Genomic DNA, 25,958 nt, shown 5'->3' on the forward strand with positions numbered 1-25,958 from the left:
AAGGAGAAGTTGTGAATGACGGAACAGAACAGAGAACGGCTAAAGATTGTAATATGGGTAGTTTTGGGAATGTTGGGAACAATGATTTTCTGGCCTGTTGGACTTATCGCCAACATAAGCCTGATTGCATGGCTACTATTTAAAATCTTCCACTAAACCCGCCGCCGCTGGCGGCTTTTTTATTTTCTGGGAATGTAGAACGCTTGCGCGTACAGTTGCGAAAGTCTACCGCAAGCAATCCGGGAACAGAAACGGCGAATTGCAATAAGACGATAGTTTTTAATCATATATAAAACCTCGGAGGGTAGAAACAAAAAAATGCGGGAGCGGGTAAAACCCGCCCCCGCAGGGCCATTAGCCGCGAGCGACATTCATGAGAGAACGGAAAATGCCGATGCCAACAGGCACCAGACTTGCCGCCAGACAGAACAGCAGGATGGGCTGACCGGTAATCTGGGTGATGATGTTACCGGACAGGGTAAACACATCACTCATAGCAGTGATAACAGCGTCCACAGCGGTCTTTGCAACCTCAACACCATCACCAGCGAGAAGAACAGTGTTCATAAAGTTGCTACTCCTTTCTTCAAAAATTATATGTAATCGCAGCTTGAGGGGCTTGCGTTACAACTTGTAATCATGAGGAACAATTTCGACTTTAATTGACTTGTCCTCAAAAACAGAAACGAGCAAAGAATAGTTGGCAGCGAGACGGCCAAACAGCATATTCATATCTTGCTTCATGTTGAAAAGCTGTGCAGCGGTATTGCGTTCTCCGACAAACTTTTGAACTTGAATATAGCCGTCAATCTGGTTATAGTCGATAAGTGATTTTTGCGTGATACGCATATTGCACCTCAAAAGGGTAAATCTTCTACAACTTCTTTAAAGGGGCGAACCTCGCAGATATTGTAGTATTCATGCTTTAGGCGAAAGAGGCACCCTGCACAGCGCGTGTAGACCTGCGGTATATGTAGGTAATGTACGATATCCAGCAGTTCAAAGCGGAACGGTGTAGGAATGTTCTTCTTTTTGTAGCTGTCGTACACACAATACTGTTTGCCCATCTTGCAATCTAGTGTTGCGTTCGGACAGTCGTTGCAGTAATAGCAGGGGCAAGGGCGGACGTGGGTAACGCCGTCTATAACCTCGAAAGGCTGATGGCAAGCGTCAATCCAAATCGACATAATCCGCACGACCTTTCACGGTTTCCTGCCAAATGTCTTTCCAGAGGTTGTAGTTTTTGCGGAATGTAGACCAACAGCCGTTATCATATGCCCAGCGTGCCAACTCCTTGACGGAGTGGCACTTCGGCATATCGAACATAGTGGCAACCTGCTCTTCCTCGCTCACGCCCTCATTTTGTGCGGGCGGGTCGAAGTCGTGCAAGCCTACTATGTCGGGGTCGTACTTGTATTTATCATCTTCGTTTTCATGCCAGAGATACACATAGGATTTATAGAGATTGAAGCATCTGCGAATTGCCGTGTTGCTCACACTACAAAAGGCTTTGTTTCGCAGTTCCTTCGCAACGCCGCTTGCATAGCGTTGATTTTTGAAGCGTACCACAAAATGAACGTGGGGCTTTTTGAGGTCTCCCACATTCCACGGCGGGCAATCGCCGCCGTGGTCTTTTGCGTACTCTTTCAAGTCATCGGCATCGTAGGTATCTTTATCGTGCAAAGCCCATGCGCACGACCAGTGTTCTTTTACATAGTCGATTGCATATTGCTGGCTTTCGGGGTATAGCGTGAAAATGAATTGATAAGCTTTTGGGGAGTCTGCCACTTTAACCACCTCTGTTTTCGTTTTGGCTTGGCTTTTGGCTCTCCACGGACGTAGCGCCGTGGAGAGCCAAACCGACGTTCACAGTTTGGCGGTTATGGTGGGGGTCGTGGTGGTGGCGGGTGCATCTCCATAGGGCTGTACCTCGTTACTCCACGACCTCGAAATCCTTGAGGATGTAATTCTCGTAGACTTTCAGAACCTCAAAATCAAGTTTGCGGTTCAGAATGTCAGTTTCCTTGCCGCCGCACTCGGCGACCAGCTGGGCGTAAATGTCGGGAGTGGCACGAACCTGCAACACCTCAACGCCGCCGACGTTCTCACGGTTTTTCTTCACGCAATGCAGACGGAAAAAATTGTAATTTTTGACCTGTCCGGCATCTTTGCCAGACTTAGCGGTAAAAGAACCTTCGCGGTGTTCGGTTGCCAATACAGTGTACTTCATTTTGTAGACCTCCCTTTTTTACTTTAGAGACTGCTTTTCTTATGTCTCTGTGTATTTAAATCACCTCGGTTAGGTGATGCGTTTAGTCTACAACGGAACTTCTTCAAAAAACTTTCAGAAAACCTCTTGACAATCTTGAGGAATTGATATATAATATACAAGCTGTCACGGAGACGCGACAGCACAGCAGGACCTTGAAAATTGAACAAAACTGAAACTTGTGGAACCTTGATCGTGGGTTTGGAAACCCACGTTAATCAATTCCAAATTTACAAGTAATTCATACAGGACGCAAGCGATTGTGTCTGAGTGATTACAGAGATTTAACGCTTTTAAATGGCGATTAAATACCATTTATAAAGAGTTTGATCCTGGCTCAGGACGAACGCTGGCGGCGCGCCTAACACATGCAAGTCGAACGGAGTTAAGAGGAGCTTGCTTTTCTTGACTTAGTGGCGAACGGGTGAGTAACGCGTGAGTAACCTGCCCTGGAGTGGGGGACAACAGTTGGAAACGACTGCTAATACCGCATAAGCCCACGGATCCGCATGGATCTGCGGGAAAAGGATTTATTCGCTTCAGGATGGACTCGCGTCCAATTAGCTAGTTGGTGAGGTAACGGCCCACCAAGGCGACGATTGGTAGCCGGACTGAGAGGTTGAACGGCCACATTGGGACTGAGACACGGCCCAGACTCCTACGGGAGGCAGCAGTGGGGGATATTGCACAATGGGGGAAACCCTGATGCAGCGACGCCGCGTGGAGGAAGAAGGTTTTCGGATTGTAAACTCCTGTCGTTAGGGACGATAATGACGGTACCTAACAAGAAAGCACCGGCTAACTACGTGCCAGCAGCCGCGGTAAAACGTAGGGTGCAAGCGTTGTCCGGAATTACTGGGTGTAAAGGGAGCGCAGGCGGACCGGCAAGTTGGAAGTGAAAACTATGGGCTCAACCCATAAATTGCTTTCAAAACTGCTGGCCTTGAGTAGTGCAGAGGTAGGTGGAATTCCCGGTGTAGCGGTGGAATGCGTAGATATCGGGAGGAACACCAGTGGCGAAGGCGACCTACTGGGCACCAACTGACGCTGAGGCTCGAAAGCATGGGTAGCAAACAGGATTAGATACCCTGGTAGTCCATGCCGTAAACGATGATTACTAGGTGTTGGAGGATTGACCCCTTCAGTGCCGCAGTTAACACAATAAGTAATCCACCTGGGGAGTACGACCGCAAGGTTGAAACTCAAAGGAATTGACGGGGGCCCGCACAAGCAGTGGAGTATGTGGTTTAATTCGAAGCAACGCGAAGAACCTTACCAGGTCTTGACATCCGATGCATAGCGCAGAGATGCGTGAAGTCCTTCGGGACATCGAGACAGGTGGTGCATGGTTGTCGTCAGCTCGTGTCGTGAGATGTTGGGTTAAGTCCCGCAACGAGCGCAACCCTTATTGCCAGTTACTACGAAAGAGGACTCTGGCGAGACTGCCGTTGACAAAACGGAGGAAGGTGGGGATGACGTCAAATCATCATGCCCTTTATGACCTGGGCTACACACGTACTACAATGGCGTTTAACAAAGAGAAGCAAGACCGCGAGGTGGAGCAAAACTCAAAAACAACGTCTCAGTTCAGATTGCAGGCTGCAACTCGCCTGCATGAAGTCGGAATTGCTAGTAATCGCGGATCAGCATGCCGCGGTGAATACGTTCCCGGGCCTTGTACACACCGCCCGTCACACCATGAGAGCCGGGGGGACCCGAAGTCGGTAGTCTAACCGCAAGGAGGACGCCGCCGAAGGTAAAACTGGTGATTGGGGTGAAGTCGTAACAAGGTAGCCGTATCGGAAGGTGCGGCTGGATCACCTCCTTTCTAGGGAGTCAGACATTCAGCTAAAGCTGGTCTTTGGTTGAATGGACAGGAAAGCAAGTTTCAGTATTGTTCAATTTTGAAGGCCTTGCGTAAAGCAAGATCTTCAAAAAGCATAAGGGACAGCGAAACCCGAAACGTGAATAACGCGGGGGTATAGCTCAGTTGGGAGAGCACCTGCTTTGCAAGCAGGGGGTCAAGGGTTCGAATCCCTTTATCTCCACCATTTGGGCTGATAGCTCAGCTGGTTAGAGCACTCGGCTGATAACCGAGAGGTCGATGGTTCGAGTCCATTTCAGCCCACCACAGGTTGCCTGTGAGGGCAACCCACAAATCCCTTATGGAGCTACGCAAGTAGCTGATGTACCTTGAAAACTGAATATAGAACTGCGAAATGAGATTTTATTAGCTATGTAAAATTCCTGATTTTAAATTAAAATCTATAATTTCACCAAGCGGAACTGAAGAACGTAAGTTCGACAGTAAATGGTAAAATCTCGTTGGCAAATGGAGAATCTGAAATAAGATATGTTTATCGAGAGATAAACAACGGTCAAGCTACAAAGGGCGCAAGGAGAATGCCTTGGCACTGGGAGCCGATGAAAGACGTGGTAAGCTGCGATAAGCTTCGGGGAGGAGCAAACATCCTTTGATCCGGAGATTTCTGAATGAGGAAACTCACCGGAGTTCATACTCCGGTATCCTGTACTGAATCCATAGGTGCAGGAAGGGAACCGCCTGAACTGAAACATCTAAGTAGGGCGAGGAAGAGACATCAAACGAGATTCCGTTAGTAGTGGCGAGCGAACGCGGAAGAGGGCAAACCGGGAGGAGAAATCCTTCCGGGGTATGGACCGCTTTTAGGACTTGAGTTGTTAACCGAATGGCATGGGAAGGCCAATCAAAGAGGGTGAGAATCCCGTAGGTGAAAACGACGAGAGCTGCGCGAGTTCCAGAGTACGGCCAGACACGTGAAACCTGGTCGGAAGATGGGGGGACCACCCTCCAACCCTAAATACTACCCAGTGACCGATAGTGTATAGTACTGTGAAGGAAAGGTGAAAAGGACCCCGGGAGGGGAGTGAAATAGAACCTGAAACCTTGTGCCTACAAGCACATAGAGCACATCAACGTGTGATATGGTACTTTTTGTAGAACGGTCCGGCGAGCGATTGTATGTTGCGAGCTTAAGGTCTTAAGGACTGGAGGCGTAGCGAGAGCGAGTCTGAATAGGGCGTTCAGTAGCATGCAATGGGCCCGAAACCGGGTGACCTACCCATGATCAGGCTGAAGTGAAAGTAAAATTTCATGGAGGGCCGAACCGACCTCCGTTGAAAAGGCGGCGGATGAATTGTGGGTAGCGGAGAAATTCCAATCGAACTCGGAGATAGCTGGTTCTCCCCGAAATAGCTTTAGGGCTAGCCTCATATTAGATACCCGGAGGTAAAGCACTGAATGGCCTAGCGCCCGAGAGGGTAGCGAAGCCTATCAAACTAAGAATGCCGGAGTATTGATGTATGGGAGTCAGACAGTGTGAGATAAATCTCATTGTCAAAAGGGAAACAGCCCAGATCTACAGCTAAGGTCCCAAATTGTATCTAAGTGGAAAACGATGTGGAAATACGCAGACAACCAGGATGTTGGCTCAGAAGCAGCCACTCATTTAAAGAGTGCGTAATAGCTCACTGGTCGAGCGTCTCTGCGCGGAAAATTTAACGGGGCTAAGATACAAACCGAAGCTTAGGCTGCATCGTAAGATGCGGGGTAGGGGAGCGTTGTGTAAGCGGAGAAACAGTAGCGTAAGCGGCTGTGGAGTTTACAGAAGTGAGAATGCCGGAATGAGTAGCGCGAATGTGGTGAGAATCCACATGGCCGGAAACCTCAGGTTTTTGGAGGAAGGTTCGTCCGCTCCAAGTTAGGCGGGAGCTAAGGTCAGGCCGCAAGGCGTAGCCGATGCACAGACGGTAGAGATTCCGTCCCCACCGAAAGATTTAAGCACAGGGACACTTTTAGAAGGTCGGAGCCAGGTGTTGGTTCTGGTAGTGATCGAGGGAAATATAGTACCGAAGTCCGGCTGGATGAGAGGCGAGAAAAGCTGTGTGTATATCTAAGGTGCCCGTACCGCAAACCGACACAGGTAGGTAGGAAGAAGATTCTAAGGCCAACGGGAGAAGGGTTGTTAAGGAACTCGGCAAGTTGACCCCGTAACTTCGGAATAAGGGGTGCTCACGAGAGTGAGCCGCAGAGAATAGGCCCAGGCAACTGTTTACCAAAAACACAGGTTTGTGCTAAATCGAAAGATGACGTATACGAGCTGACGCCTGCCCGGTGCTGGAAGGTTAAAAGGAGATGTGCAAGCATTGAATTGAAGCCCCAGTGAACGGCGGCCGTAACTATAACGGTCCTAAGGTAGCGAAATTCCTTGTCAGGTAAGTTCTGACCCGCATGAAAGGCGTAATGATCTGGGCACTGTCTCAACAGCCCGCCCGGCGAAATTGTAGTACCGGTGAAGATGCCGGTTACCCGCGACAAGACGGAAAGACCCCATGGAGCTTTACTGTAGCCTGATATTGGGTTTCGGTGTTGCATGCACAGGATAGATGGGACGCTGGGAAAGAAGCGCTTTGGCGTTTCTGGAGCGGACGTTGGGATACCATCCTTGCGACATTGGAATTCTAACCTGCGCCTCTGAATCGAGGCGGGGGACATTGTCAGGTGGGCAGTTTGACTGGGGCGGTCGCCTCCTAAAAAGTAGCGGAGGCGTTCAAAGGTTCGTTCGATCTGGACGGAAACCAGATGAATGAGTGCAAACGCATAAACGAGCCTGACTGCGAGACTGACGGGTCGAGCAGAGACGAAAGTCGGAGTTAGTGATCCGGTGGTATGTGAGTGGAAATGCCATCGCTCAACGGATAAAAGTTACCCTGGGGATAACAGGCTGATCTCCCCCAAGAGTCCACATCGACGGGGAGGTTTGGCACCTCGATGTCGGCTCATCGCATCCTGGGGCTGAATTCGGTCCCAAGGGTTTGGCTGTTCGCCAATTAAAGCGGTACGCGAGCTGGGTTCAGAACGTCGTGAGACAGTTCGGTCCCTATCTGTCGTGGGCGCAGGATATTTGAAAGGCGCTGTCCCTAGTACGAGAGGACCGGGATGGACGAACCTCTGGTGCACCAGTTGTCACGCCAGTGGCACAGCTGGGCAGCTATGTTCGGATCGGATAAACGCTGAAAGCATCTAAGCGTGAAGCCGGCCTTAAGATAAGATATCCCACTGAGTCAATCAGGTAAGACCCCTTGAAGACTACAAGGTTGATAGGCACACAGTGTAAGCGGAGTGATCCGTTCAGCTAGCGTGTACTAATAGGTCGAGGGCTTGACCCCATCTTGATCAGATACTCTATTTGCAAAAGCGGTTCGATATTCAGTTTTGAGGGTACATCCTCAACAAAAAGAGAAGCATGACGAAGGTCACGCGTTGGCCGGTGTCGATGACGGTGAGGTTCCACCTGTTCCCATTCCGAACACAGAAGTTAAGCTCACTTGTGCCGAAGATAGTTGGCTGGAAACGGCCTGTGAAAATAGGTAGATGCCGGCTTCTCTTACAAGCTCTATCCCGAAAGGGGTAGGGCTTTTTTGTTTGTTTTGTAAAGGGGAGCGGGGAAGTATAGGCAAGGCTGCGCGGGCGGATATGGAAGCTGCCCCTACGGAGTGGTAAGGGAACAAGGGCATTTCCAAAAGGAAAATGTTGACAAATCAATAACATTGCGGTATACTATCAACTATTGTTGATAAGTCATAGAGGGACAGAAAGGAAATACACCTTGAAAACAAAAGCAAAAATGAGTCCGAAAAAGAAAATCGTCATCGCAGTCGGTGCGGTGGTCGTGGTGCTGACGGCAGCGCTGCTGTTTGTCAGCAACTACCTTGTAAACTATGCCATCGGCCGCAGCGGAGACGGCGGCGATCGTGAAGTCGCGCTGGAGGTCGAAGCCTCGCCGGACAGCGTCGAGGCAATCATTGAGACGAACCGCGCACAGTACAGCGCGGACATCGACGCCTTCGCAGCTGCCCATCCGGGAGAAAACGTGACACTCACCGCCGCCGATGGCCTGACCCTGCATGGCGTCCGCTATGCCAACGCCGAGACCGCCGACACACACCGCTGGGCGATTGTTCTGCACGGCTACCGCGGCGACCACACCGGCGTGCTGAATCTGGCGATGCCCTATTACGAGGCCGGCTATCAGGTGATCGCGCCCGACCTGCGCGCCTGCGGCGACAGCGACGGAGATTACGTAGGCATGGGCTGGCTTGACCGCGAGGATATTCTGCGTTGGATCGATTTCATCCTCGCGGATGACCCGCAGGCGGAGATTGTCGTCCATGGCATCTCGATGGGGGCGGCCACCACGATGATGACAGCGGGTGAGGACACGCCCGAAAACGTGAAAGTCTTCATCGAGGACTGCGGCTACACGAGCGTCTGGGACGTCTTTTCCAGCGAGCTGCAGCTGCGGTTCGGCCTGCCGGAATTCCCCATCCTTTACACGGCCAGCGGCGTCGCTAAACTGCGGGCTGGCTACACATTCGGCGAGGCCAGCGCCCTGCGGCAGGTGGAAAACTGCGAAAAACCGATGCTTTTCATTCATGGCACGGCGGATGACTTTATCCCCTATGAGATGATGGACGAACTGTATAACGCGAAGCCCGGCGATAATAAGGCCGAGCTGACCGCCGACGGCGCAGGCCACGGCGAGGCCATGTACGCGCTGGGGGACACCTACTGGGACACGGTGTTTGACTTCATCGAGCCTTATATGAACTGAACGCAGAGCGGCGCGGGGGAACCTGCGCCGCTTTTGTGCTGCCCGCCCGCCGCGCGGCGTATGATGCAGCAGGGGGGATGGGAGAGTATGGAACAAATTTTGCCGTGCAAGGGCTGGGCGGCGGTCTACTGCCGCCTGAGCCGCGAGGACGAGGACAAAACCGCGCGCGAGTCCGAGAGCATCCGCAACCAGCGCGAGCTGCTGCTGAACTGGGCGCAGGCGCACGGCTACCGGGTCTACCGCGTCTACATCGATGAGGATTACTCCGGCATTGATCGGGGGCGCCCCGGCTTCAACGCCATGTTGGCCGACGCGCAGGCTGGAAAATTCGAGGTCATTCTGGCGAAAACCCAGTCGCGCTTCACCCGCGATATGGAGCTGGTCGAGCGCTACCTGCACGGGCTGTTCCCGGAGTGGGGTGTGCGGTTCATCGCGGTGCTGGATCATGTCGACACGCAAGACCCGGCCGGGAAAAAGGCGCGTCAGATCAACGGCCTGATCAACGAGTGGTATCTGGAGGATCTGTCCGCGAATGTGCGGGCAGTGCTCGACCACAAGCGGCACAGCGGGTGCTACATTGCCAGCTTCGCACTGTACGGCTACCGCAAGCACCCCGCCGATCACAACCGGCTCGTCATTGACCCGCCTGCGGCGGCGGTCGTGCGGAAAATTTTTGCGCTGTATCTGGCAGGGCACGGCACGGCGAAAATTGCCGCGCTTTTAAATAAGGAAAGCATTCCGCCGCCCGCTGCCTACCGCACCCGGCAGCTTGGCCACCCCGTGCCGTCCCGCGCGCTGTGGAGCAAGGCGACTGTGCGGCGCATCCTTGCCACCCGTACCTACGCGGGCGACATGGAGCAGGGACGGGTGCGTAAGCTGAATTACAAATCCACGAAGACGGTGCGCCTGCCGCCGCAGGATTGGATCGTCGTGCCGGGAACACAGGAGGCCATCGTCGACCGCGCAGATTTCGACGCTGTGCAGCGGATGCTCGCCGCGCGCGGCCGCGCCTGTGCGTGTGGACAGACACACCTGCTGGCAGGGCTTGTCTACTGCGGCATCTGCGGCGGGAAGATGGAGCTGACCGGTACGGCGGCGCGGCGGTATTTCCGCTGCCGCACGGCGCAGCGAAGCCGCGCGGCCTGCCCCGGTCAGCGCTACCTGCCAATGGCCGACGCCGAGGCGCTGATGCAGAAGCTGTTGTGTAGCGATACTGCGCCGCTGACCCGCGCGGAGGTCTGCGCGGCGGTGAATAAGCTCGTCGTCGACCCACCGCAGAACGGTATGCGAGCGATCCGGGTGTACGCGCGCCCCGGCGTGGTGGGGCAGGGAACGCCCGCCCATGTGGGGTAGACCTCACTGGATGCGACATTCGCAATGTAGGACTGAAAGCTCACCGTCACATTGCCGGTGTTCGCTGTGGGCTTGCCCAGATGCACGGTGATCTTTTTGGGGATAACGACCCGGCTCAGTACACTGCCGGGCAGGACCTCCTCCGGTGCAGGGCCGCTGCCGCCGTTCCCGGAAAACAGCGTATGGGGCGGTATTGCAATGACCTCCGCTTCGCTGCTGCGTGCAGCGTCAGGGACTGTACCGCGCGGTAAAAGCGCAAGCCGTGCGACCGTCTGCTGCCCGTCAAAGACCTGCACACCGTCCAGCACAAGGGACTGCCAACCTTCCAGTGCGGCCTCTATGCGGTAGAGTGCGTAGGGGCGCACCATCGTGTTGGCGGCGTCCAGACTGTAGGCTGCATCGGGTGCGGGCAGGTCAGCAGCCTCTGCGCGGCCGTCCGCATCGGCGGTCAGGTGGGCAAGGGCGGTACCGCTTTCATCCAGCACGGTCAGAGCTGCCCCTGCCAGGGGCGCGGCCTGCCCTGCGGCAGAGGTATAGATCAGTATACTGCCTTTGGACATATAAAAACACCTCCTGACCCACGCTATGCAAACGCGCACAACTGTGCTACAATAGGGGGCAGGAGGGACAATTATGATATATCTTTCCGGTTTTCGGTTCCCAGATCGGGCACAGGAAGCGAAATACATGGCGTTCAGCCCGCGCGCGAGGCAGACCTGTTATGATTCGTACTATCCGTTTGGATTGTTCGAAGGCCGCACGCTGCCCGAGCTGGACTTTCTTGAAATCACGATTCTGTACGGCGGCAATGGCAGCGGCAAAACAACGTTATTAAATGTAATGGCCGATGCCCTGCGGCTTTACCGCCGCGCAGAGTATAATCGGACGCCTTTTTTTGACGATTATGCGCGCTTGTGTGAGCCGCGGACTGCGCGCCCCATACCCACGGGCAGCATGATCTTGACAAGTGATGATGTGTTTGACTATATGCTCGATCTGCGGGCGCTGAACGATGGCGTGGACACGCGCCGTGAGCAGATGTTTGCGGATTACAACGAACTTCGGCGGGAAAAATTCCAGATGCACGGCATGAAGGACTACGACCGGCTCAAGCAGGTAAGCGCCGCGCGGCGATACAGCCAGTCCCAGATGGCGCGCCGCACATTGCCTGCCAATGTGCGCACCCGCTCCAACGGGGAGAGCGCATTGGCTGTGTTCAGCGAGCGCATCCGTGAGGATGCACTGTATTTGCTGGATGAACCTGAAAACAGCCTTTCGCCCGAACGGCAGCTGGAGCTGGCGCAATTTTTGCATGATTCTGCGCGGTTTTACAACTGCCAATTTATCATAGCGACACACTCGCCGTTTTTGCTGGCCATGCCGGGGGCGCGGGTGTATGATCTGGATGCCGAGCCCGTCACAACACGGAAGTGGACGGAATTGGAGAATGTAAGGGCGACATGGGAGTTTTTCCAGCGGCATAGGAACGAATTTGAGTAAAACAAACGCCCGCAGGCGGTGGCAGTCAGCCACAGTCTGCGGGCGATGTTTATTTTTGTTTAGGCAGCTGAAAAATCAAGCCTTGTTGGCGGAGCCGAACAGCTCGATCTTCTCACGGACGGTGGCCTTGATGGCCTCGGCGCCGGGAGCGAGCAGCTTGCGGGGGTCAAAGCCCTTGCCCTCGAGATCCTTGCCGGCCTCGATGTACTTGCGGGTAGCATCGGCAAAGCTCAGCTGGCACTCGGTGTTGACATTGATCTTGGAGACGCCCAGAGAGATGGCCTTCTTGATCATCTCGTCAGGGATGCCCGTGCCGCCGTGCAGAACCAGAGGAATGTTGTCGGTGGCGTTGTGGATCTTGTCCAGAGCCTCGAAGTCCAGACCCTTCCAGTTGGCGGGGTACTTGCCATGGATGTTGCCGATGCCGGCAGCTAGGAAGTCGATGCCCAGAGAAGCGATCTTCGCGCACTCGGCGGGGTCGGCGACCTCACCCATGCCGATGACGCCGTCCTCCTCGCCGCCGATGGAGCCAACCTCAGCCTCAATGGACAGGCCGTGGTCATGTGCCAGCGCGACCAGCTCGGTGGTCTTGGCAACGTTCTCGTCGATGGCGTAGTGGCTGCCATCGAACATGATGGAGGTGAAACCGGCAGCGACGCAGGCCTTAGCGCCCTCGTAGGTGCCGTGATCCAGATGCAGCGCAACGGGAACGGTGATGCCCAGGCTCTCGTCCATCGCCTTGACCATGGCGGCCACGGTCTTGAAGCCGGTCATGTATTTGCCGGCACCCTCAGAGACACCGAGGATGACAGGAGAGTTCATCTCCTGTGCGGTGAGCAGGATGCTCTTGGTCCACTCCAGATTGTTGATGTTGAACTGGCCGACTGCGTAGTGGCCATCGCGCGCTTTCAGCAGCATATTGGTAGCATTTACCAGCATAGTTCATACCTCCACATATAACAGTTACAATAGGTGGTACACCGACACCCGGCGCACCATTAAGTTTATTATAACCCGACTTTGACAAAAAATCAACAGGTTTTTTCATTGCGGCAGATGTACTTTTGTCACAAGAGCGAGAAGGCCCGGATTTGCGGCGCGATTTGGTGAAAATGTGGGGAAACCGAACGGATTCGCTGGGAAAATCGGCGTTATTCCGGGTTGACAAAAGGGTTTATCCGGGCTGTTATGTGGAAAATTTGTCCACCATGATTGTTGAAAACTTGGTTGAAACGGTGGAAAAGCCCATTATAAAGCATCTTTTTAACACTTTCCACAGAGTTTTCAACAGGTGGAAAAGTGCGCCGTGGTCTACGCTCTGTATAAACAACGATGCTGCGATAAGGCAATAAGAGCGTTTGCATTTTTGACGCATTTTGACCGGCAAAGTTGTAAAAAAGCGGCTGCGCGGACCCGGACGGCGCAAAAAAAGGTGACAAAGCACACCGAAATGTGGTATACTGTTTACTGATTATGAAGCATAGTCGATTACTGTCGGCTTTTTACGATACAATGGAGGACACTATGGAAAAATTTGCCCGCGAACGCGAACAGACGCCCGACCGTGCCGAGCGTACCGATACCCTGGTATGGGGCAAGAATGCCGTGACCGAGCTGCTGAAAAGCGGCGGCGCGGTGGATACGGTCTACCTGACCGATGCAATGCCTCAGGCGGTGGCGGGTTACTATACGGCCCTGTCCAAGGAGAGCGGCGCGGTGGTCAAGCGTGTGCCCGCCAACAAGCTGCAGAAGATGTGCGGCACGCCGGATCATCAGGGCGTGGCCGCCCGCGCGGCCGAGGTGGCGTATGCGAGTCTGGACGATCTGTTCAAGGCGGCGCAGGCCAAGGGCGAGCCGCCCTTCCTCGTCCTCTGCGATGGAGTCGAGGATCCCCACAATCTGGGGGCCATCGTGCGCTCTGCGTATCTGTGCGGGGCCCACGGTGTTGTCATCCCCAAGCGCGGCGGTGTCGGCGTGACCGGTACGGTCATGAAAGCCAGCGCCGGGGCGGCCGCACGGCTGCCCATTGCCCGGGTGCCCAATCTGGCGCAGGCGATCCGCACGATCAAGGAGCATAATATCTTTGTCTACTGTGCTGACCTCGGCGGTGCCCCGTTGGCCAAAACCGACCTGTCCGGCCCGGTCGCGCTGGTGCTGGGCAGTGAGGGCGGCGGCCCCGGCGCGCTGACCCGCAAGCTCTGCGATGCGGCGGTCACGCTGGAGATGGCGCCCGGTCAGGCAACCGGCGTTGACAGCTACAATGTCAGCGTGGCAGCAGGCATCCTCTGCTATGATGTGATGCGCAGACGGATTGCGAAGAAGTAAACATAATACAGGGGGAGGCAGGGCTGCCTCCCGCTAAAAACGAAGTTCATCCTTTTACAAAGAGGAATCACCATGCCAAGCAAACGTACCAATGATTCGGTTGACCGTATTCTGGAAGACCTGAATATACAGCAGGCGCAGGCCGGCCTGCGGGACAGTGTCACCGACCGTCAGGTCGATGAGATCCTGCGCAGTGTAGGCATCACCACCGCGCCCGCACAGCCTGTGCCCGACCGCAGCCCGGCCTCTGGTGCGGATGGCGGGCTGGACGCCCTGCTGCAGCAGCCCGCTGCGGCCGTGCAGCCTGCACCCCGCCCGGCGCGCCCGACACAACCAGCCCCCTACACGCCCGCGCGTCAGTCTGCGCAGCCCGTGCAGAGCACCCGGCCGCCGCAGCAGACAATGCCGACCCCGGCAGCTGCGGAAAACGCGACCGGCAGTCTGGGCTATGACGGCGATACGACCCGCACCGGCATCATCAAGGATTTTCTGCTTAAAATGGCGCCGGACGGCAGCGCTGCGGACACCGATGCCCTGAATCAGGGCAAAAACCAGTTTCAGAAGTTCTTCAAGAACTCAGTCGCGGTCGTGCCCGATGAAAAGGGCCGGATGCCGAAGCCCGAAAAGAAAAAGCGCGGCTTTCTCGGCCTCAAGCATGCCGAGGATACGGGGGCGTTTGTGCCCATCAATGTCTCGCTCAGCGGTAAAAATGCGGAGTATGAGGATGACCCTGCCATGCAGCAGGAGTATTATCCCGATCAGGAGCCGGAACAGCCGCCCCAGCGCAGTGCAGAGCCGCGCAGAAAACAGGGCTTTCTGGGCGGTTTTTTCGCCCCGGAGGAGGAGACCGAGGAGCTGATGATCCCCGAGGAGCGGGCGGAAGAGCCTGCCCGCACCGCCCCGGCCCCCCAGACGGTACGCCCGGCTGAGCCGGAGACCGAGCACGAGGATCCGACGCAGGAGGTCTGGCGCAGCAAATACACCCGCCCGGCCCGCCGTAGCGCGGAGGAGCAGGGCGGCCAGACGATGGACTTTATCCGCAGCACGGTCGATCAGGCCCAGAAGCACCCGTCCGATACGCTGACCGGCGGCATGACCGGCACGATCTACCGCAAAAAGCGCAATACGGTCGAGTTCACCCCCGGCAAGAAGCCCCAGACCGCCCCGCCGCCGCAGCCTGTGCCGCAGCGCAGCGGAGAGCCTGTAGGTGAGCCGATCGAGGTGCCCCGCAGCCAGCCGGTCCCAAGCGGCTTTACGATGCAGATCGGCGGTCTGGACACTGTCCCGACGGACAGCACGCAGGAGTTCATGAGCGCCTACAACGCCGTGCGCCCCCGGCGCAGACAGGCTGCAGCCCAACTTGGCCCCACGCCCCAGCCCGCCGCGCAGGACCCTGCGCCCCAGCCGGACGCTGCCGGGGAGGACCCTTACGAAAACACCGTTGTTGTGGGGGATGCCACGCAGGAGGAGAATCGCCAGACCGGAGAACGGCTGCTGCCCCACCGCCAGCGCGATGATGTGGATCAGCTGGTCGATACTCTGACCGGCCGCATCAGCCTGACGCCGCAGCCGCCTGCTGCCCCGGCCCATACCGGCTTTACCCAAAGCCTGAGCGCCCCGGTACCGGCGCACAGCGGCTTTACCCAGAATCTCAGCAGCGTTGCTGCGGCACCTGCCCGCACGGGCTTTACCCAGCAGCTGGGCGGTGCGCCTGCCCCGGCACAGTCTGCCCACAGCGGCTACACGCAGAACCTCGGTGCCGCCCCGGCGGAGCCGAACACCTCTGCCTTTGTCAGTGACATTGCCAATGCCATCAACAGCGGTGAGCCGGCAGGGGACACCCTGCGCTATGAAGATGCCGCCGCCCGGCTGACGGCCTCGCTGGCCGAGGACGCTGCGGCTGCCCGCACCCACACCCATATCCCGACTGCCGCCGAGGTCAGGCAGGCTGCCGCCCGCTTTGCCGGCCGTGCCGAGGATGAGAGCGAGGACAATGCGGTCTCTCCGTTTGAAACGGCGGAGATCCCCGTGCCCCACAGCCGTGAGTATGAGCGCGCCGAGGATGCCCCTGCGGTGCGCGCTGAGTTGGCCAAAAAGCTGACACAGGCCACGGTGGCCTGCCTTGTGTCGGGCGTGGCCGCTGCGGTCATGATCGTGCTGGCGGTGCTGCCGGTGCGCCCGGCTGCGCTGGGCGATGCCATGGTCTACCCGGCAGTCATGCTTGTGCTGCTGCTGGCAGCCTGCGCCGCCAATTGGGAGGCGTTTCTCAGCGGCATCCGGGGGCTGGTCAAGACCCCCTCCCCGGACAGTCTGTCCATTCTGCCAGCGATCGGCGCGGCGCTGCAGTGCATCCTGATGCTGGCCAACGGCGGCTACACGGCCAATCTCCCCATGCTGGCAGGCCCTGCGGCGCTGGTACTGTGCCTGAACGCCGCCGGCCGCCGTTTGAACGCTGCGACCGTCAGTGACAACTTCCAGCTGGTCAGCGCCAAGGTCGAGCATGCCGTTGCCTACCGCCTCAAGGACGCAGGGGCGCTCAGGGCTGTGTCTCAGGGTCTGGCCGAGCCGCACCCCAGCGTGCTGGTAAGCCGCCCGACCCAGATCTTCCGCAGCTTTTTGGCCAACAGTGCCGCACGCGGCACCAGCGACAAAAACCAGCAGCAGTTTGCGTGGCTGCTGGGCGGCTGCTGTCTGGCTGCCTTCCTCTTTACCGTCATCCGCAGCAAGGACCCGGTTTTGGCCGCCACGGTCATGGCGGGGGTCGGCTGTCTGGCCGCACCGCTGGCCGGTACGCTGCTGTCGGCTCTGCCTGCCCGCATGATGCAGCGCAGTGCCGCGCAGGTGGGCGCGGTCATCCCCGGCTGGCGCGACATTCGCCAGCTTGGGCGCATCAATGTCATTCAGGTCACAGCGCGTGACCTCTTCCCGGTCGGGTGCGTTTCGCTGGCCGGCATCAAGCCCGTCAAGCCAGAGCATATCGACACCGCCATCGTCTACGCGGCCTCCATTCTGTCGGAGGCAGGCCCCACGCTGCGCGATGTCTTTATGAACATGCTGGGTGAGAACCGCAGCCTGCTGGCCAAGGTCGATGACCGCCAGACGATCTACGGCAAGGGCTATGTCGGCTGGATCAACAAGCGCCGTGTTCTGGTGGGCAACCGCGCCCTGATGCAGGAGTACGGCATCAAGATCCCCAGCTTGGAATATGAGCAGCACCATACCGTGAACCAGCGCCGGGTCATCTATCTGGCGGTGTCCGGCAAGCTGTTCGCTATGTTTCAGGTGGCCTACCAGCGCGACCCCGACACGGCGGCCGTGCTGGAAACGCTGCACCATGCGGGGCTTTCCCTCGTTGTGGACTGCGATGATTTCAACTGCGATGTCCGCTTGCTGGAGACAGCCTACAGTCTGCCCGCCGGTTCGGTCAAGGTGCTGACGAGCGGTGAGCATCAGGCCGTTGCCCCGGCGGTGGCGTGGCTGCCCGAAAGCGAGGGCAACATGCTCCATCTGGGCAGCTTTGCCAGCTTTGTGGGCGGTCTGCAGGCCGCAGCCGGTGCTGCCGAGGGCGAGCATAAGGCTGCTATCGTGCTGACGGTCTCTGTGCTGTTCAGCTGTGCGGTCGGTGTGCTGCTGACCCTGACGGGCGGCCTTGTCACCCTGCCGCTGGCCGGCATCGTGCTGTATCAGGCGGCGTGGTGCGTGCTGGCGCTGGTGTTCCCGCTTATGCAGCACTACTACTGATAAAAAAAGGCAGGGCCGCCCGCTGAAAAGGGACGGTGCTGCCACAGGAAGGGGGAAAAACCCGTGTACCGCACACGCGAAAAACAGATGTCGATCTACGATTATCTGCCGCCCTACCATGGCGAGCTGTGCGGCGCCAACCGCTGGGTGCGGCTGGCTGCCGAGATCGACTGGGACGCCTTTGAAAAGGCCTACAGTGAACAGTTTGCCCCCGGCGGTGCGGTGGCACTGCCCGCCCGCGTGGCGCTGGGCTGCCGTGTGATCCAGCTGCATTACGGCGTCATCGACCGCGAGGTGGTGTCGCTGGTGCAGGAAAGCCCCTATCTGCAGTATTTTTTGGGATTTGAGAAGTTCAGCGACAGCGTTCCGTTCTCAGCCCGCACGGTGGCGCGGTTCCGCGCCCGTATCCCGGATAAGGCTGTGCGCCCGGCGGTCCGCCTGCTGCGCAGCTACCGATGAATTTTAGCTTATAATATAGAGAGGTATTCATGGAATTGTTTTTAGACGCCCTGCTGGACGCCTTGATTGACGGCGTGAAGATGCTGCCGTTTTTATATCTGGCCTACCTGCTGATCGAATGGCTGGAGCGCCACCATGGGGAAAGTATTGAGGAGGCGCTTGCCGGCGGCGGCCGCTGGGGGTTCATCCCCGGTGCGCTGCTGGGCTGTGTGCCGCAGTGCGGCTTCAGCGCCGTAGCCTCCAACCTGTATGCAAGCCGGGTCATTACACCCGGCACGGTGCTGGCGGTCTTTATCGCCACCAGCGATGAGGCGATCCCGCTGCTGGCGGCCGAGCCGTCCCAGTGGGTCACGCTGGTCCTGCTGCTGGCCTGCAAGGTGGCGTTTGCCATCGTGGGCGGCTGGCTGCTCGACATTCCGCTGCGCCATATCCTGCCGCATTCCCTCTACGGCGGCTATGAAGGCCACGCCGATGAGGTGGACTGCCATGAGGAGCATGAGGAGACGAGCAGCATCTTTTTGGCCGCGCTGCGCCACACGCTGGAAATTTTCGTCTTTATCCTGCTGTTCAGCTTTATCATTGGCCTTGTGTTTGAAGCCTTCGGCGAGGAACCCATCGCGGCGGCGCTGTCCGGCATGGGTGTGTTCCAGCCGATGCTGACGGCGCTGGTCGGCCTTGTGCCCAACTGCGCGGTCAGCGTACTGCTGGCCCAGCTCTATGTGCAGGGGGCCATCACCTTCGGCAGCCTGTTTGCGGGCCTTACGGCCGGTGCGGGTGTCGGTCTGGCCGTGCTGTGGCGGGTAAACCCCAGCTGGAAGCAGAACCTTTTTATGACGGGCCTGCTCTGGGCGGTCGGTGCGGCGGCAGGCATGCTGCTGCAGATACTGCCGCTGTAAAAAACCTTGGCTTTCCCCGTGGGGGAAGCTGCCGCCCGCAGGCGGCTGATGAGGGCAGAGCTTCTGTCAAACCTGTTTCCGGACGATTGCGGAAGGTCGGCCCTCATCCGCTTCACTTCGTTCAGCACCTTCCCCCGCAGGGGAAGGCTTTTACTTAGAAGGAGGAATCCCCATGCAATACAGTATTGAAAATGAGATCCTGCGCCTGACGGTGGATACCCACGGTGCCGAGCCTGTCAGCGTTCTTCACAAGCCGACCGGGGCCGAGCTGCTCTGGCAGGGTGATCCCGCAGTCTGGGGCCGCCACGCACCGATCCTCTTTCCCTACACCGGCAAGCTGACCGGCGGCAAGATGATCGCCAAGGGGGTAGAGTACGCCGGCGGCCAGCACGGCTTTGCCCGCGATGTGGAGCATGCCATGACCCGCCACGCCGACAACCTGCTGGAATTTGAGCTGCACGCCAACGCCGAAACGCTGCCCAAGTGGCCCTATGCGTTTGTGCTGCGCTCGACCTTTACGCTGGAAGGGGAGACCGTCCACCACACGCTGACGGTCGAGAACCCCGTTGAGGAGGAGCTGCGCTTCGGCATCGGCTACCACCCGGCCTTTGCGCTTCCCTTCGATGACCGCCATGTCACCGAGGATTACGAGATCCGCTTTGACGGCATCGAGTCCCCGCTCTGTGTCAGTGCCCAGCCCACCGGCCTGCTGAACGGCCAGAGCTACTACCTCGCCCGCAATGTCGAGGCCATCCCCTTGACCGATGACCTGTTTGACAGCGACAGCCATGCCATGGTCAACCTGCGCAGCCAGCATGTTTCTGTCATTGAGAAGGATACCGGCCGCAGCGTCATCTGTGATGTGTCGGACTTCCCCTACACGCTGATCTGGTCTGCCGCCAAAAAGCCGCTGCACTTTATCTGCATTGAGCCGTGGCACAGCCTGCCCGGTGAGGAAAACGGCCCCATCGACTGGGAGCAGCGCCCCTGCGCTGCCTCCCTCAAGCGCGGAGAGAGCTGGTCCACCACTCTGTCCACAACCTTTGTGCGCTAAATGAAGGCGCTGAGAAAATATCGCTGGCCGCTGACCGGCGCCCTGCTCGGGGCGCTGGTCTTTCTGGCTGTGTACGGCGTTCGTGTGCTGGACCCGACCAGCGTTGACTGGATCCTGAATAACCCCAGCCCCGACCCAGCCCAGCACTATCTGGGGTGGGAGCTGTTCCGCCGCAGCCCGGTGCATCTGCCGTACATCGGCGCGAATTATAATGCGGTCTACCCGTTCCGGACCAGTGTGCTGTTCACGGATTCACTGCCGCTGGCGGCGCTGTTCTTCAAGCTGCTGGGCGGGGTTCTGCCCGCGCGGTTCCAGTATTTCGGCTGGTGGGGTCTGGCCTGCTACATGCTGCAGGGCGGCTTGGCGCAGGCGGTCATTGCCCGCATTGCCGGTGTGCAGCCCACGGTTGACCGTAGCGGTAGTAAGACGGCCATCGGTGTTATCATGAGTCCACAGCAGACGGCGAAACTGTGGGGCAGCGTGGCGGGTGCAGGATTACTTGTGCTGTTCCCGGCGCTGACAATGCGCATGTTTGCCCACACGGCACTCGCCGCCAACTGGCTGGTGCTGCTGGCCCTCTACCTTTGGCTGCGCAGTGACGAGCTTATGCCCACGACCCGCCGCGCCTGCCTTGTCTGGGCGGGCATGGGTCTGCTCTGTGCGGGCATCCATCTGTACTACCTGCCGATGGTCGGTCTTGTGCTTGTGGGCTACGCGGTGCGCCGCGCCCTGCAAAAACGCGGCCCGGCGGCTGTGCTGACACCGATAGCAGCGTTCTGCGCTGCGGCGCTGGCGGAGTTGGTGCTGCTGGGGGCGTTCGCTGTCAACTTTGCGGGCTACTCCAACGGCTACCTCAGCGGGGCGGACTACCTCGGCCTGTTTGTGCCGTGGCTGGCGCAAAGCTGGGAGCAGAATGTTTATGCAGGCATCGGAACATCGCTGGCCGTGGTGCTGGCGGTGTTCGGCATAGTCTGCAACGCCCGCAAGGCGGAAAAATTCTTTGCCGCCCACCGCGACTGGCTCATTGCCGGCTCTGTGGTGCTGGTGCTGGATTTGATTGCCGCGGGCGGAAATGCCATCACGGTGAACGGAAAAACGCTGTTCACCGTGCCCATCCCGCAGTTTCTGATGAACTTCTGGGCGATGTTCTCCTCCTGCGCGCGGCTGGCGTGGCTGGCAGGTATGCTGCTGGCTGCTGTTGGCTGCGGGTTGGTGCTGCGCTTTTGGGATAACGGTGTCGCGCCCGCCCTGATGCTGGCTGTCTGCGCCGTGGCGCAGGGCTGGGGCCAGCGGTCGGAGCTGTTCAACCGCTGGACGGACTACCACTACTACGGCTTCCGCTACGAGAATAAGACCCTGCTGACCGACCCCGTGTGGGAGCAGATCGCTGCCAGCGGCAGGTACAGCCATCTGGCCTTTGCCACATTTGACTTTGAGCATGACGAGTTCTGGGATCTGGTCGACTTTGCCGCCGACCACGGCTGGACCTCCAATAGCTTCTACATGGCGCATATGGACGGCAACCTTGCGGCGGTCACGCTGCCGGGCGAGCTGAACGAGCTTTCCGCTGACACGCTCTATGCCTTCATCGACGAGGACGAGCTGACGCGGAACAGTTACGACCTGCACTATTACCGGCTGGATGGCATCCTGATCGGCAGCGTCGAGCCCATCGACGGCATCGAGGAGGAGCCTGCGCCCGAAGTGCCCGCCCACACGATGGATTTGACGAAGTCGGATGTTGACCCGCTCTTTCTGGCGGCGGACGGCATTGTTCTGGGCATGAACGGTGAGATGATGACCGAGGAGTGGACGCTGTTCCCCGGGCGCTACCGTGTGACGCTGACCGGCAGCGGCTTTGACCACAGCTACATCTACGCGCGGTACGGCCTCATCAACGAAGAAACCTACAAGCTGGACATCGACTTCACCGGCATCGACCCCAACGAAATGACCTTTGAGTTCACGGCCACCGAGATGCTCCACTACTGGCGTGTTGCTGTCCATACTCTGGACGATGCCAATGTCACTGTCAACAGTGTGACGGTAGAAAAAATCGTATAAAAAACTGCCTGCAAATGCGATTCCATTTGCAGGCAGTTTTTTATACGGTATTTACTTAGAACGCAACCTTTTTGGCAACATAGTCGCGCAGCTCGGAAATCGGCATGCGGACCTGCTCCATCGTGTCGCGGTCGCGGACGGTCACGCAGCCATCGGCCTCGACCTTGTCGTCGCCGACAGTCTGGAAGTCCACGGTGATGCACAGCGGGGTGCCGATCTCGTCCTGACGGCGGTAGCGTTTGCCGATGGAGCCGGCATCGTCATAGTCGACCATAAAGTCCTTGGCCAGCTCGTTGCGGATCTCCATCGCCTTATCGCCCAGCTTCTTGGACAGGGGCAGCACGGCGCACTTGAACGGTGCCAGATAGGGGTGCAGGTGCAGCACGGTGCGCACATCCTCCTTGCCCTTGGCATCGACAAGGTGCTGCTCATCGTAGGCCTCGCACAGGAAGGCCAGCGCCACGCGGTCACAGCCCAGAGACGGCTCGATAACATAGGGGATGTAATGCTCGTTCGTCTCGGGGTCAAAGTACTCAAGGCTCTTGCCGGAGGCCTCCTGATGGCGGCTCAGGTCATAGTTGGTGCGGTCGGCAATGCCCCACAGCTCGCCCCAGTCGGTGAACGGGAAGGCGTACTCGATGTCGGTGGTGGCGCGGCTGTAGAAGGCAAGCTCGGCAGGCTCGTGGTCGCGCAGGCGCAGGTTTTCCTCCTGAATGCCGAGGCTCAGCAGCCAGTTCTTGCAGTAGTCCTTCCAGTAGGCAAACCACTCCAGATCGGTGTCGGGCTTGCAGAAGAACTCGCACTCCATCTGCTCAAACTCACGGGTGCGGAAGGTGAAGTTGCCCGGCGTGATCTCGTTGCGGAACGCCTTGCCGACCTGGCAGACGCCGAAGGGCAGCTTGCGGCGGGTCGTGCGCTGGATGTTCGCAAAGTTGACAAAGATGCCCTGTGCGGTCTCGGGGCGCAGATAGCAGGTGGAGGAGGAATCCTCGGTAACGCCGATGGCGGTCTTGAACATCAGGTTGAACTTACGGATGGGAGTAAAGTCATGCTTGCCGCAGACGGGGCAGACGACTTCATCATGGCTGGCGATAAAAGCGTCCATCTCATCAAAGGTCATGGCATCGACATCCACGCCCTTGCCCTGCTCGCACTCGGAAATCAGCTTGTCGGCGCGGTGGCGGCTCTTGCAGGCGCGGCAGTCCAGCAGTGGGTCCGAGAAGCTGGACACATGGCCAGTAGTCACCCAGGTCTGCGGGTTCATCAGGATGGCGGCGTCCAGACCGACATTGTAGGGGCTTTCCTGCACGAACTTCTTCATCCATGCCTTTTTGACATTGTTCTTGAACTCAACACCCAGAGGACCGTAGTCCCAGCTGTTTGCCAGGCCGCCGTAGATCTCGCTGCCCGGATAGATAAACCCGCGGTTTTTGCACAGGTTTACGATCATGTCAAGGGTTTTTTCACTGTTCTTCATTTGTGTTACTCCTTCCGCATGGCTGGCTGCCACACAAAGCGATTTTCCCACCGCGCCCGGATAAATTTGGCACGATAAATTCAGTATACCATAAAAAGATAAAAGATAAAAGATAAAAGATAATAAAAAATGTGGAGTTTTTGCTCTTCGGGGCAAAAACAAAAACTAAAGCAGCGCGCAGCACCATGATTTTATCTTATAAAAGCAAGTCCGCAATCTCCCACGCCAGCATCCCCAGCTCCTCGCGTTTCAGCGTTTTATCCCCGCTCAGCCGTGCCAGCTCCTCCTGCACACGGGGAATTTTGCGCGCCGGAATGCCGATGCGGGCCAATTCCTCTTTGCTGAACGGCGGCTTTTTCGCCGCCCGCCCCAGCCGCGACACGGCCAAAGGGTCTAGGCTCCAAATCAGCTTTGCCATACGGTCGGCACCTCCACAGCGTTTTTCTTATTGTATCAAAAAAGCAGACAAAATGCCACAAAAATCGTTGGATTCGTCAAAGAAATATGCTATGATAAAGGCAGCAAAAGAGGAAAAGAGGTTGCGATATGACTACATTGCGCGAATTGAAACGGTTGAGAATAAAGGACGCAATCAGCAAGGAACTGGCGGTGCAGCGCGCGGTCTGGAACTGGGCTTTATATGATGATTATATCAAAACACGGGAGGTTGCCCGAAAGCACGGGGAAAACGCCGCGCGGGAGTATATTGATAAGGCAGAAAAACGCTTCCGCAGAGTGTATAACTTCGTCATGGAAACGGCGGAAGAAATGGACCGGGAAAGAGAGGAAAAAGGCGAAGAAACGCTTTTTTTGACAAGGATGAAGATGGAAAAAAAGTATACACCGTTGAACTGGAATTTAACTCAAAAATAAGGGAATGGCCGGATAAGATTTCTACGGAAACAAGTGCGTACACGGCAGTGGCGACCTCTGTAAGCGAAGTGCCTACTGCAACGGAAGAGGATTATTGGGACTATTCGGATGAGCTGCGGCAGGCGATTCTGGAAGATACCATAAACTGCATCAGGGCAGAGGATAACGGCGAGGCGGAACGCTTTGCGAAACCGGACAAATTGGGAAAGCTGACGCTTGAAGTCCTTACCACCCTGCCGTCCGTCTGCGTGCAGAACAAAAATGAAGTGCAGTTGGCGGCACTTGCTTACGATGCGCTGCCCGCAGACCGTGAGGCGGATACCGCGTTCCCGGAGCTTGCCCAAAGGTGGAAAAAGGTGGATGACGACGCTAAAAGTGTAAAAGCAAGCTCTACGCGTGTCGCCGGGCTGATCGGTATGTTTCTGCTGGCATTGATTTCTGTCGCGTGCGGCGCAGCGGTAAGCTATTTCGACATAGAGCAGGCGGTGTTTGTATTGCTGGTAACGGCTGTTTTTTTCCTTTTTTTCGTGATAGGCGGTCTCAATGTACGCAGTTTTGCAGCGGGCTTTGCGGCGGTTGCCGTGCTGCTGACGCTCAACACAGTTTTCCCGTATGTAAAGTATGTGCCGGAGATACTCTGCGACTTTGGCGGGCTGTGGGCATTGTTTGGCGTTTATTCGTTTGTGGTGACGCCGAACAAAAAGAAAGCGGCTGTGCTGGCTGCACAGATCGAGCTGGAATTGCTGGCGCTGCGCCGCAGCTATGGGCAGCGGTTGAGTTACCTGTTCCGCTATCTTTTCCTGACAAAGGAAAATGACAAGAAGGCAACGGCGGCGCTTGAAAAAATGATACTGAGTGTGGCGGAACGCTTGAAGGCTGTTGAAGAAGCGCTTTTGTGCTGCCCCAGCTATACCCGAGAAAACATCAAGCCCAGAGAGGCTGCGGAGGATATTCTGCGGGAAAGCGGCTTCGATGCCCTCTATCAGGATTGCCTGCCGCAGGATTGCTTGCCGCAAGACTATCTGCCGCAGGAAGTCACGCCCCAAGCGACCTGAAATACAGGGCACATTTATCGTACTATAAAAAATCTTTTCACACATCGAGGGTGCGGCTGCGGCTGCACCCTCGATGTATTGCCAGAAACTGCGGGTCCAAATTTGTGCCATTTGCCCAAAAATTACCTGTACAGGCGGGGATTTCAAAAAAAGTGTTTCTTTTATTGCAGAAAAATAGTATAATACTTTCATAGTATTAGTAAAAAAATGCCGTATGCCGTATCCTCTAAGGCAGCGGA

At 57.1% G+C, this 25,958-nt stretch carries 20 protein-coding genes, 2 tRNA genes and 3 rRNA genes; 17 read left to right on the top strand and 8 right to left on the bottom strand.

What is annotated here, in order from left to right:
* The first annotated feature begins 15 nt into the window (after window positions 1–15).
* Window positions 16–156, top strand: a complete 141-nt coding sequence (locus OGM67_00605; protein UYJ34886.1) for a hypothetical protein — start codon at window positions 16–18, stop codon at window positions 154–156.
* A 198-nt stretch (window positions 157–354) separates the two neighbouring features.
* Here OGM67_00605 and OGM67_00610 read toward each other — a convergent pair whose 3' ends face one another.
* The 5 genes from OGM67_00610 to OGM67_00630 all read right to left on the bottom strand — a co-directional run bounded on the left by OGM67_00610 (window position 355) and on the right by OGM67_00630 (window position 2,230).
* Entirely contained in the window at window positions 355–567 is a 213-nt protein-coding gene (locus OGM67_00610; protein ID UYJ34887.1) for a hypothetical protein, read from the bottom strand.
* 57 nt (window positions 568–624) lie between these two features.
* Window positions 625–849, bottom strand: coding sequence for a hypothetical protein (locus OGM67_00615; GenBank protein ID UYJ34888.1), 225 nt, complete (start codon window positions 847–849; stop codon window positions 625–627).
* A gap of 8 nt (window positions 850–857) precedes the next feature.
* Window positions 858–1,067: a hypothetical protein gene (locus tag OGM67_00620; GenBank protein UYJ34889.1), complete on the bottom strand. Its 210-nt coding sequence runs from the start codon at window positions 1,065–1,067 to the stop codon at window positions 858–860.
* A 103-nt stretch (window positions 1,068–1,170) separates the two neighbouring features.
* Window positions 1,171–1,797, bottom strand: coding sequence for a replication protein (locus OGM67_00625; GenBank protein ID UYJ34890.1), 627 nt, complete (start codon window positions 1,795–1,797; stop codon window positions 1,171–1,173).
* Between the two features lie 136 nt (window positions 1,798–1,933).
* The gene (locus OGM67_00630; GenBank protein UYJ34891.1) at window positions 1,934–2,230 is read right to left on the bottom strand and encodes a hypothetical protein; all 297 of its coding nucleotides are present in this window, start codon (window positions 2,228–2,230) and stop codon (window positions 1,934–1,936) included.
* Between the two features lie 353 nt (window positions 2,231–2,583).
* On the opposite strand from OGM67_00630, the gene OGM67_00635 reads away from it, so the two are divergent.
* The 8 genes from OGM67_00635 to OGM67_00670 all read left to right on the top strand — a co-directional run bounded on the left by OGM67_00635 (window position 2,584) and on the right by OGM67_00670 (window position 11,775).
* Window positions 2,584–4,097 (top strand): 16S ribosomal RNA (locus OGM67_00635).
* A 147-nt stretch (window positions 4,098–4,244) separates the two neighbouring features.
* Window positions 4,245–4,320: transfer RNA gene (locus tag OGM67_00640), tRNA-Ala, on the top strand.
* Window positions 4,321–4,323: 3 nt separating this feature from the next.
* Window positions 4,324–4,400 (top strand) — tRNA-Ile (locus OGM67_00645).
* Window positions 4,401–4,645: 245 nt separating this feature from the next.
* Window positions 4,646–7,477 (top strand): 23S ribosomal RNA (locus OGM67_00650).
* Between the two features lie 97 nt (window positions 7,478–7,574).
* Window positions 7,575–7,691 (top strand): 5S ribosomal RNA (gene rrf, locus OGM67_00655).
* The 16S, 23S and 5S rRNA genes sit together here with 2 tRNA genes alongside, the layout of an rRNA operon.
* A 244-nt stretch (window positions 7,692–7,935) precedes the next feature.
* Window positions 7,936–8,922: an alpha/beta hydrolase gene (locus tag OGM67_00660; protein UYJ34892.1), complete on the top strand. Its 987-nt coding sequence runs from the start codon at window positions 7,936–7,938 to the stop codon at window positions 8,920–8,922.
* An 87-nt stretch (window positions 8,923–9,009) separates the two neighbouring features.
* The gene (locus tag OGM67_00665; protein ID UYJ34893.1) at window positions 9,010–10,275 is read left to right on the top strand and encodes a recombinase family protein; all 1,266 of its coding nucleotides are present in this window, start codon (window positions 9,010–9,012) and stop codon (window positions 10,273–10,275) included.
* Between the two features lie 633 nt (window positions 10,276–10,908).
* A complete protein-coding gene (locus tag OGM67_00670) occupies window positions 10,909–11,775 on the top strand; it encodes an AAA family ATPase (protein UYJ34894.1) in 867 nt (288 codons plus the stop codon).
* A gap of 75 nt (window positions 11,776–11,850) precedes the next feature.
* Here OGM67_00670 and fba read toward each other — a convergent pair whose 3' ends face one another.
* Window positions 11,851–12,714 (bottom strand): class II fructose-1,6-bisphosphate aldolase, encoded by an 864-nt coding sequence (gene fba, locus OGM67_00675; GenBank protein UYJ34895.1) that lies wholly within the window; start codon window positions 12,712–12,714, stop codon window positions 11,851–11,853.
* Window positions 12,715–13,299: 585 nt separating this feature from the next.
* On the opposite strand from fba, the gene rlmB reads away from it, so the two are divergent.
* The 6 genes from rlmB to OGM67_00705 all read left to right on the top strand — a co-directional run bounded on the left by rlmB (window position 13,300) and on the right by OGM67_00705 (window position 22,314).
* Window positions 13,300–14,100, top strand: coding sequence for a 23S rRNA (guanosine(2251)-2'-O)-methyltransferase RlmB (rlmB, locus tag OGM67_00680; protein UYJ34896.1), 801 nt, complete (start codon window positions 13,300–13,302; stop codon window positions 14,098–14,100).
* Window positions 14,101–14,172: 72 nt separating this feature from the next.
* Complete coding sequence (locus OGM67_00685) at window positions 14,173–17,841, top strand: hypothetical protein (GenBank protein UYJ34897.1); 3,669 nt, start codon at window positions 14,173–14,175, stop codon at window positions 17,839–17,841.
* 63 nt (window positions 17,842–17,904) lie between these two features.
* Window positions 17,905–18,300, top strand: coding sequence for a transposase (locus OGM67_00690; GenBank protein ID UYJ34898.1), 396 nt, complete (start codon window positions 17,905–17,907; stop codon window positions 18,298–18,300).
* 29 nt (window positions 18,301–18,329) lie between these two features.
* Window positions 18,330–19,196, top strand: a complete 867-nt coding sequence (locus tag OGM67_00695; GenBank protein UYJ34899.1) for an arsenic efflux protein — start codon at window positions 18,330–18,332, stop codon at window positions 19,194–19,196.
* Between the two features lie 172 nt (window positions 19,197–19,368).
* Entirely contained in the window at window positions 19,369–20,250 is an 882-nt protein-coding gene (locus tag OGM67_00700) for an aldose 1-epimerase family protein (GenBank protein ID UYJ34900.1), read from the top strand.
* Window positions 20,251–22,314, top strand: coding sequence for a DUF6311 domain-containing protein (locus OGM67_00705; protein UYJ34901.1), 2,064 nt, complete (start codon window positions 20,251–20,253; stop codon window positions 22,312–22,314).
* 55 nt (window positions 22,315–22,369) lie between these two features.
* Here the strand turns inward: OGM67_00705 and OGM67_00710 are convergent, their stop codons facing one another.
* Window positions 22,370–23,791, bottom strand: coding sequence for a glycine--tRNA ligase (locus OGM67_00710; GenBank protein ID UYJ34902.1), 1,422 nt, complete (start codon window positions 23,789–23,791; stop codon window positions 22,370–22,372).
* 196 nt (window positions 23,792–23,987) lie between these two features.
* On the bottom strand, window positions 23,988–24,209 hold the full coding sequence (locus OGM67_00715) for a hypothetical protein (GenBank protein ID UYJ34903.1): 222 nt from the start codon (window positions 24,207–24,209) through the stop codon (window positions 23,988–23,990).
* A gap of 128 nt (window positions 24,210–24,337) precedes the next feature.
* On the opposite strand from OGM67_00715, the gene OGM67_00720 reads away from it, so the two are divergent.
* Together OGM67_00720 and OGM67_00725 are read left to right on the top strand one after the other, a co-directional pair.
* Window positions 24,338–24,664: a hypothetical protein gene (locus OGM67_00720; protein ID UYJ34904.1), complete on the top strand. Its 327-nt coding sequence runs from the start codon at window positions 24,338–24,340 to the stop codon at window positions 24,662–24,664.
* 68 nt (window positions 24,665–24,732) lie between these two features.
* Window positions 24,733–25,719 (top strand): hypothetical protein, encoded by a 987-nt coding sequence (locus OGM67_00725; GenBank protein UYJ34905.1) that lies wholly within the window; start codon window positions 24,733–24,735, stop codon window positions 25,717–25,719.
* Window positions 25,720–25,958: the final 239 nt, after the last annotated feature.

The sequence above is a fragment of the Oscillospiraceae bacterium genome (genome assembly GCA_025757985.1).
GTDB lineage: Bacteria > Bacillota > Clostridia > Oscillospirales > Ruminococcaceae > Gemmiger.

What these genes read in the sequence shown, in the direction of transcription:
- OGM67_00710 (UYJ34902.1), bottom strand. Translation starts at nt 23,791, where the DNA reads ATGAAGAACAGTGAAAAAACCCTTGACATGATCGTAAACCTGTGCAAA.
- OGM67_00620 (UYJ34889.1), bottom strand. Translation starts at nt 1,067, where the DNA reads ATGGGCAAACAGTATTGTGTGTACGACAGCTACAAAAAGAAGAACATT.
- OGM67_00630 (UYJ34891.1), bottom strand. Translation starts at nt 2,230, where the DNA reads ATGAAGTACACTGTATTGGCAACCGAACACCGCGAAGGTTCTTTTACC.
- OGM67_00670 (UYJ34894.1), top strand. Translation starts at nt 10,909, where the DNA reads ATGATATATCTTTCCGGTTTTCGGTTCCCAGATCGGGCACAGGAAGCG.
- OGM67_00705 (UYJ34901.1), top strand. Translation starts at nt 20,251, where the DNA reads ATGAAGGCGCTGAGAAAATATCGCTGGCCGCTGACCGGCGCCCTGCTC.
- OGM67_00610 (UYJ34887.1), bottom strand. Translation starts at nt 567, where the DNA reads ATGAACACTGTTCTTCTCGCTGGTGATGGTGTTGAGGTTGCAAAGACC.
- OGM67_00715 (UYJ34903.1), bottom strand. Translation starts at nt 24,209, where the DNA reads ATGGCAAAGCTGATTTGGAGCCTAGACCCTTTGGCCGTGTCGCGGCTG.
- rlmB (UYJ34896.1), top strand. Translation starts at nt 13,300, where the DNA reads ATGGAAAAATTTGCCCGCGAACGCGAACAGACGCCCGACCGTGCCGAG.
- OGM67_00720 (UYJ34904.1), top strand. Translation starts at nt 24,338, where the DNA reads ATGACTACATTGCGCGAATTGAAACGGTTGAGAATAAAGGACGCAATC.
- OGM67_00695 (UYJ34899.1), top strand. Translation starts at nt 18,330, where the DNA reads ATGGAATTGTTTTTAGACGCCCTGCTGGACGCCTTGATTGACGGCGTG.
- fba (UYJ34895.1), bottom strand. Translation starts at nt 12,714, where the DNA reads ATGCTGGTAAATGCTACCAATATGCTGCTGAAAGCGCGCGATGGCCAC.
- OGM67_00700 (UYJ34900.1), top strand. Translation starts at nt 19,369, where the DNA reads ATGCAATACAGTATTGAAAATGAGATCCTGCGCCTGACGGTGGATACC.
- OGM67_00615 (UYJ34888.1), bottom strand. Translation starts at nt 849, where the DNA reads ATGCGTATCACGCAAAAATCACTTATCGACTATAACCAGATTGACGGC.
- OGM67_00660 (UYJ34892.1), top strand. Translation starts at nt 7,936, where the DNA reads ATGAGTCCGAAAAAGAAAATCGTCATCGCAGTCGGTGCGGTGGTCGTG.
- OGM67_00685 (UYJ34897.1), top strand. Translation starts at nt 14,173, where the DNA reads ATGCCAAGCAAACGTACCAATGATTCGGTTGACCGTATTCTGGAAGAC.
- OGM67_00665 (UYJ34893.1), top strand. Translation starts at nt 9,010, where the DNA reads ATGGAACAAATTTTGCCGTGCAAGGGCTGGGCGGCGGTCTACTGCCGC.
- OGM67_00605 (UYJ34886.1), top strand. Translation starts at nt 16, where the DNA reads ATGACGGAACAGAACAGAGAACGGCTAAAGATTGTAATATGGGTAGTT.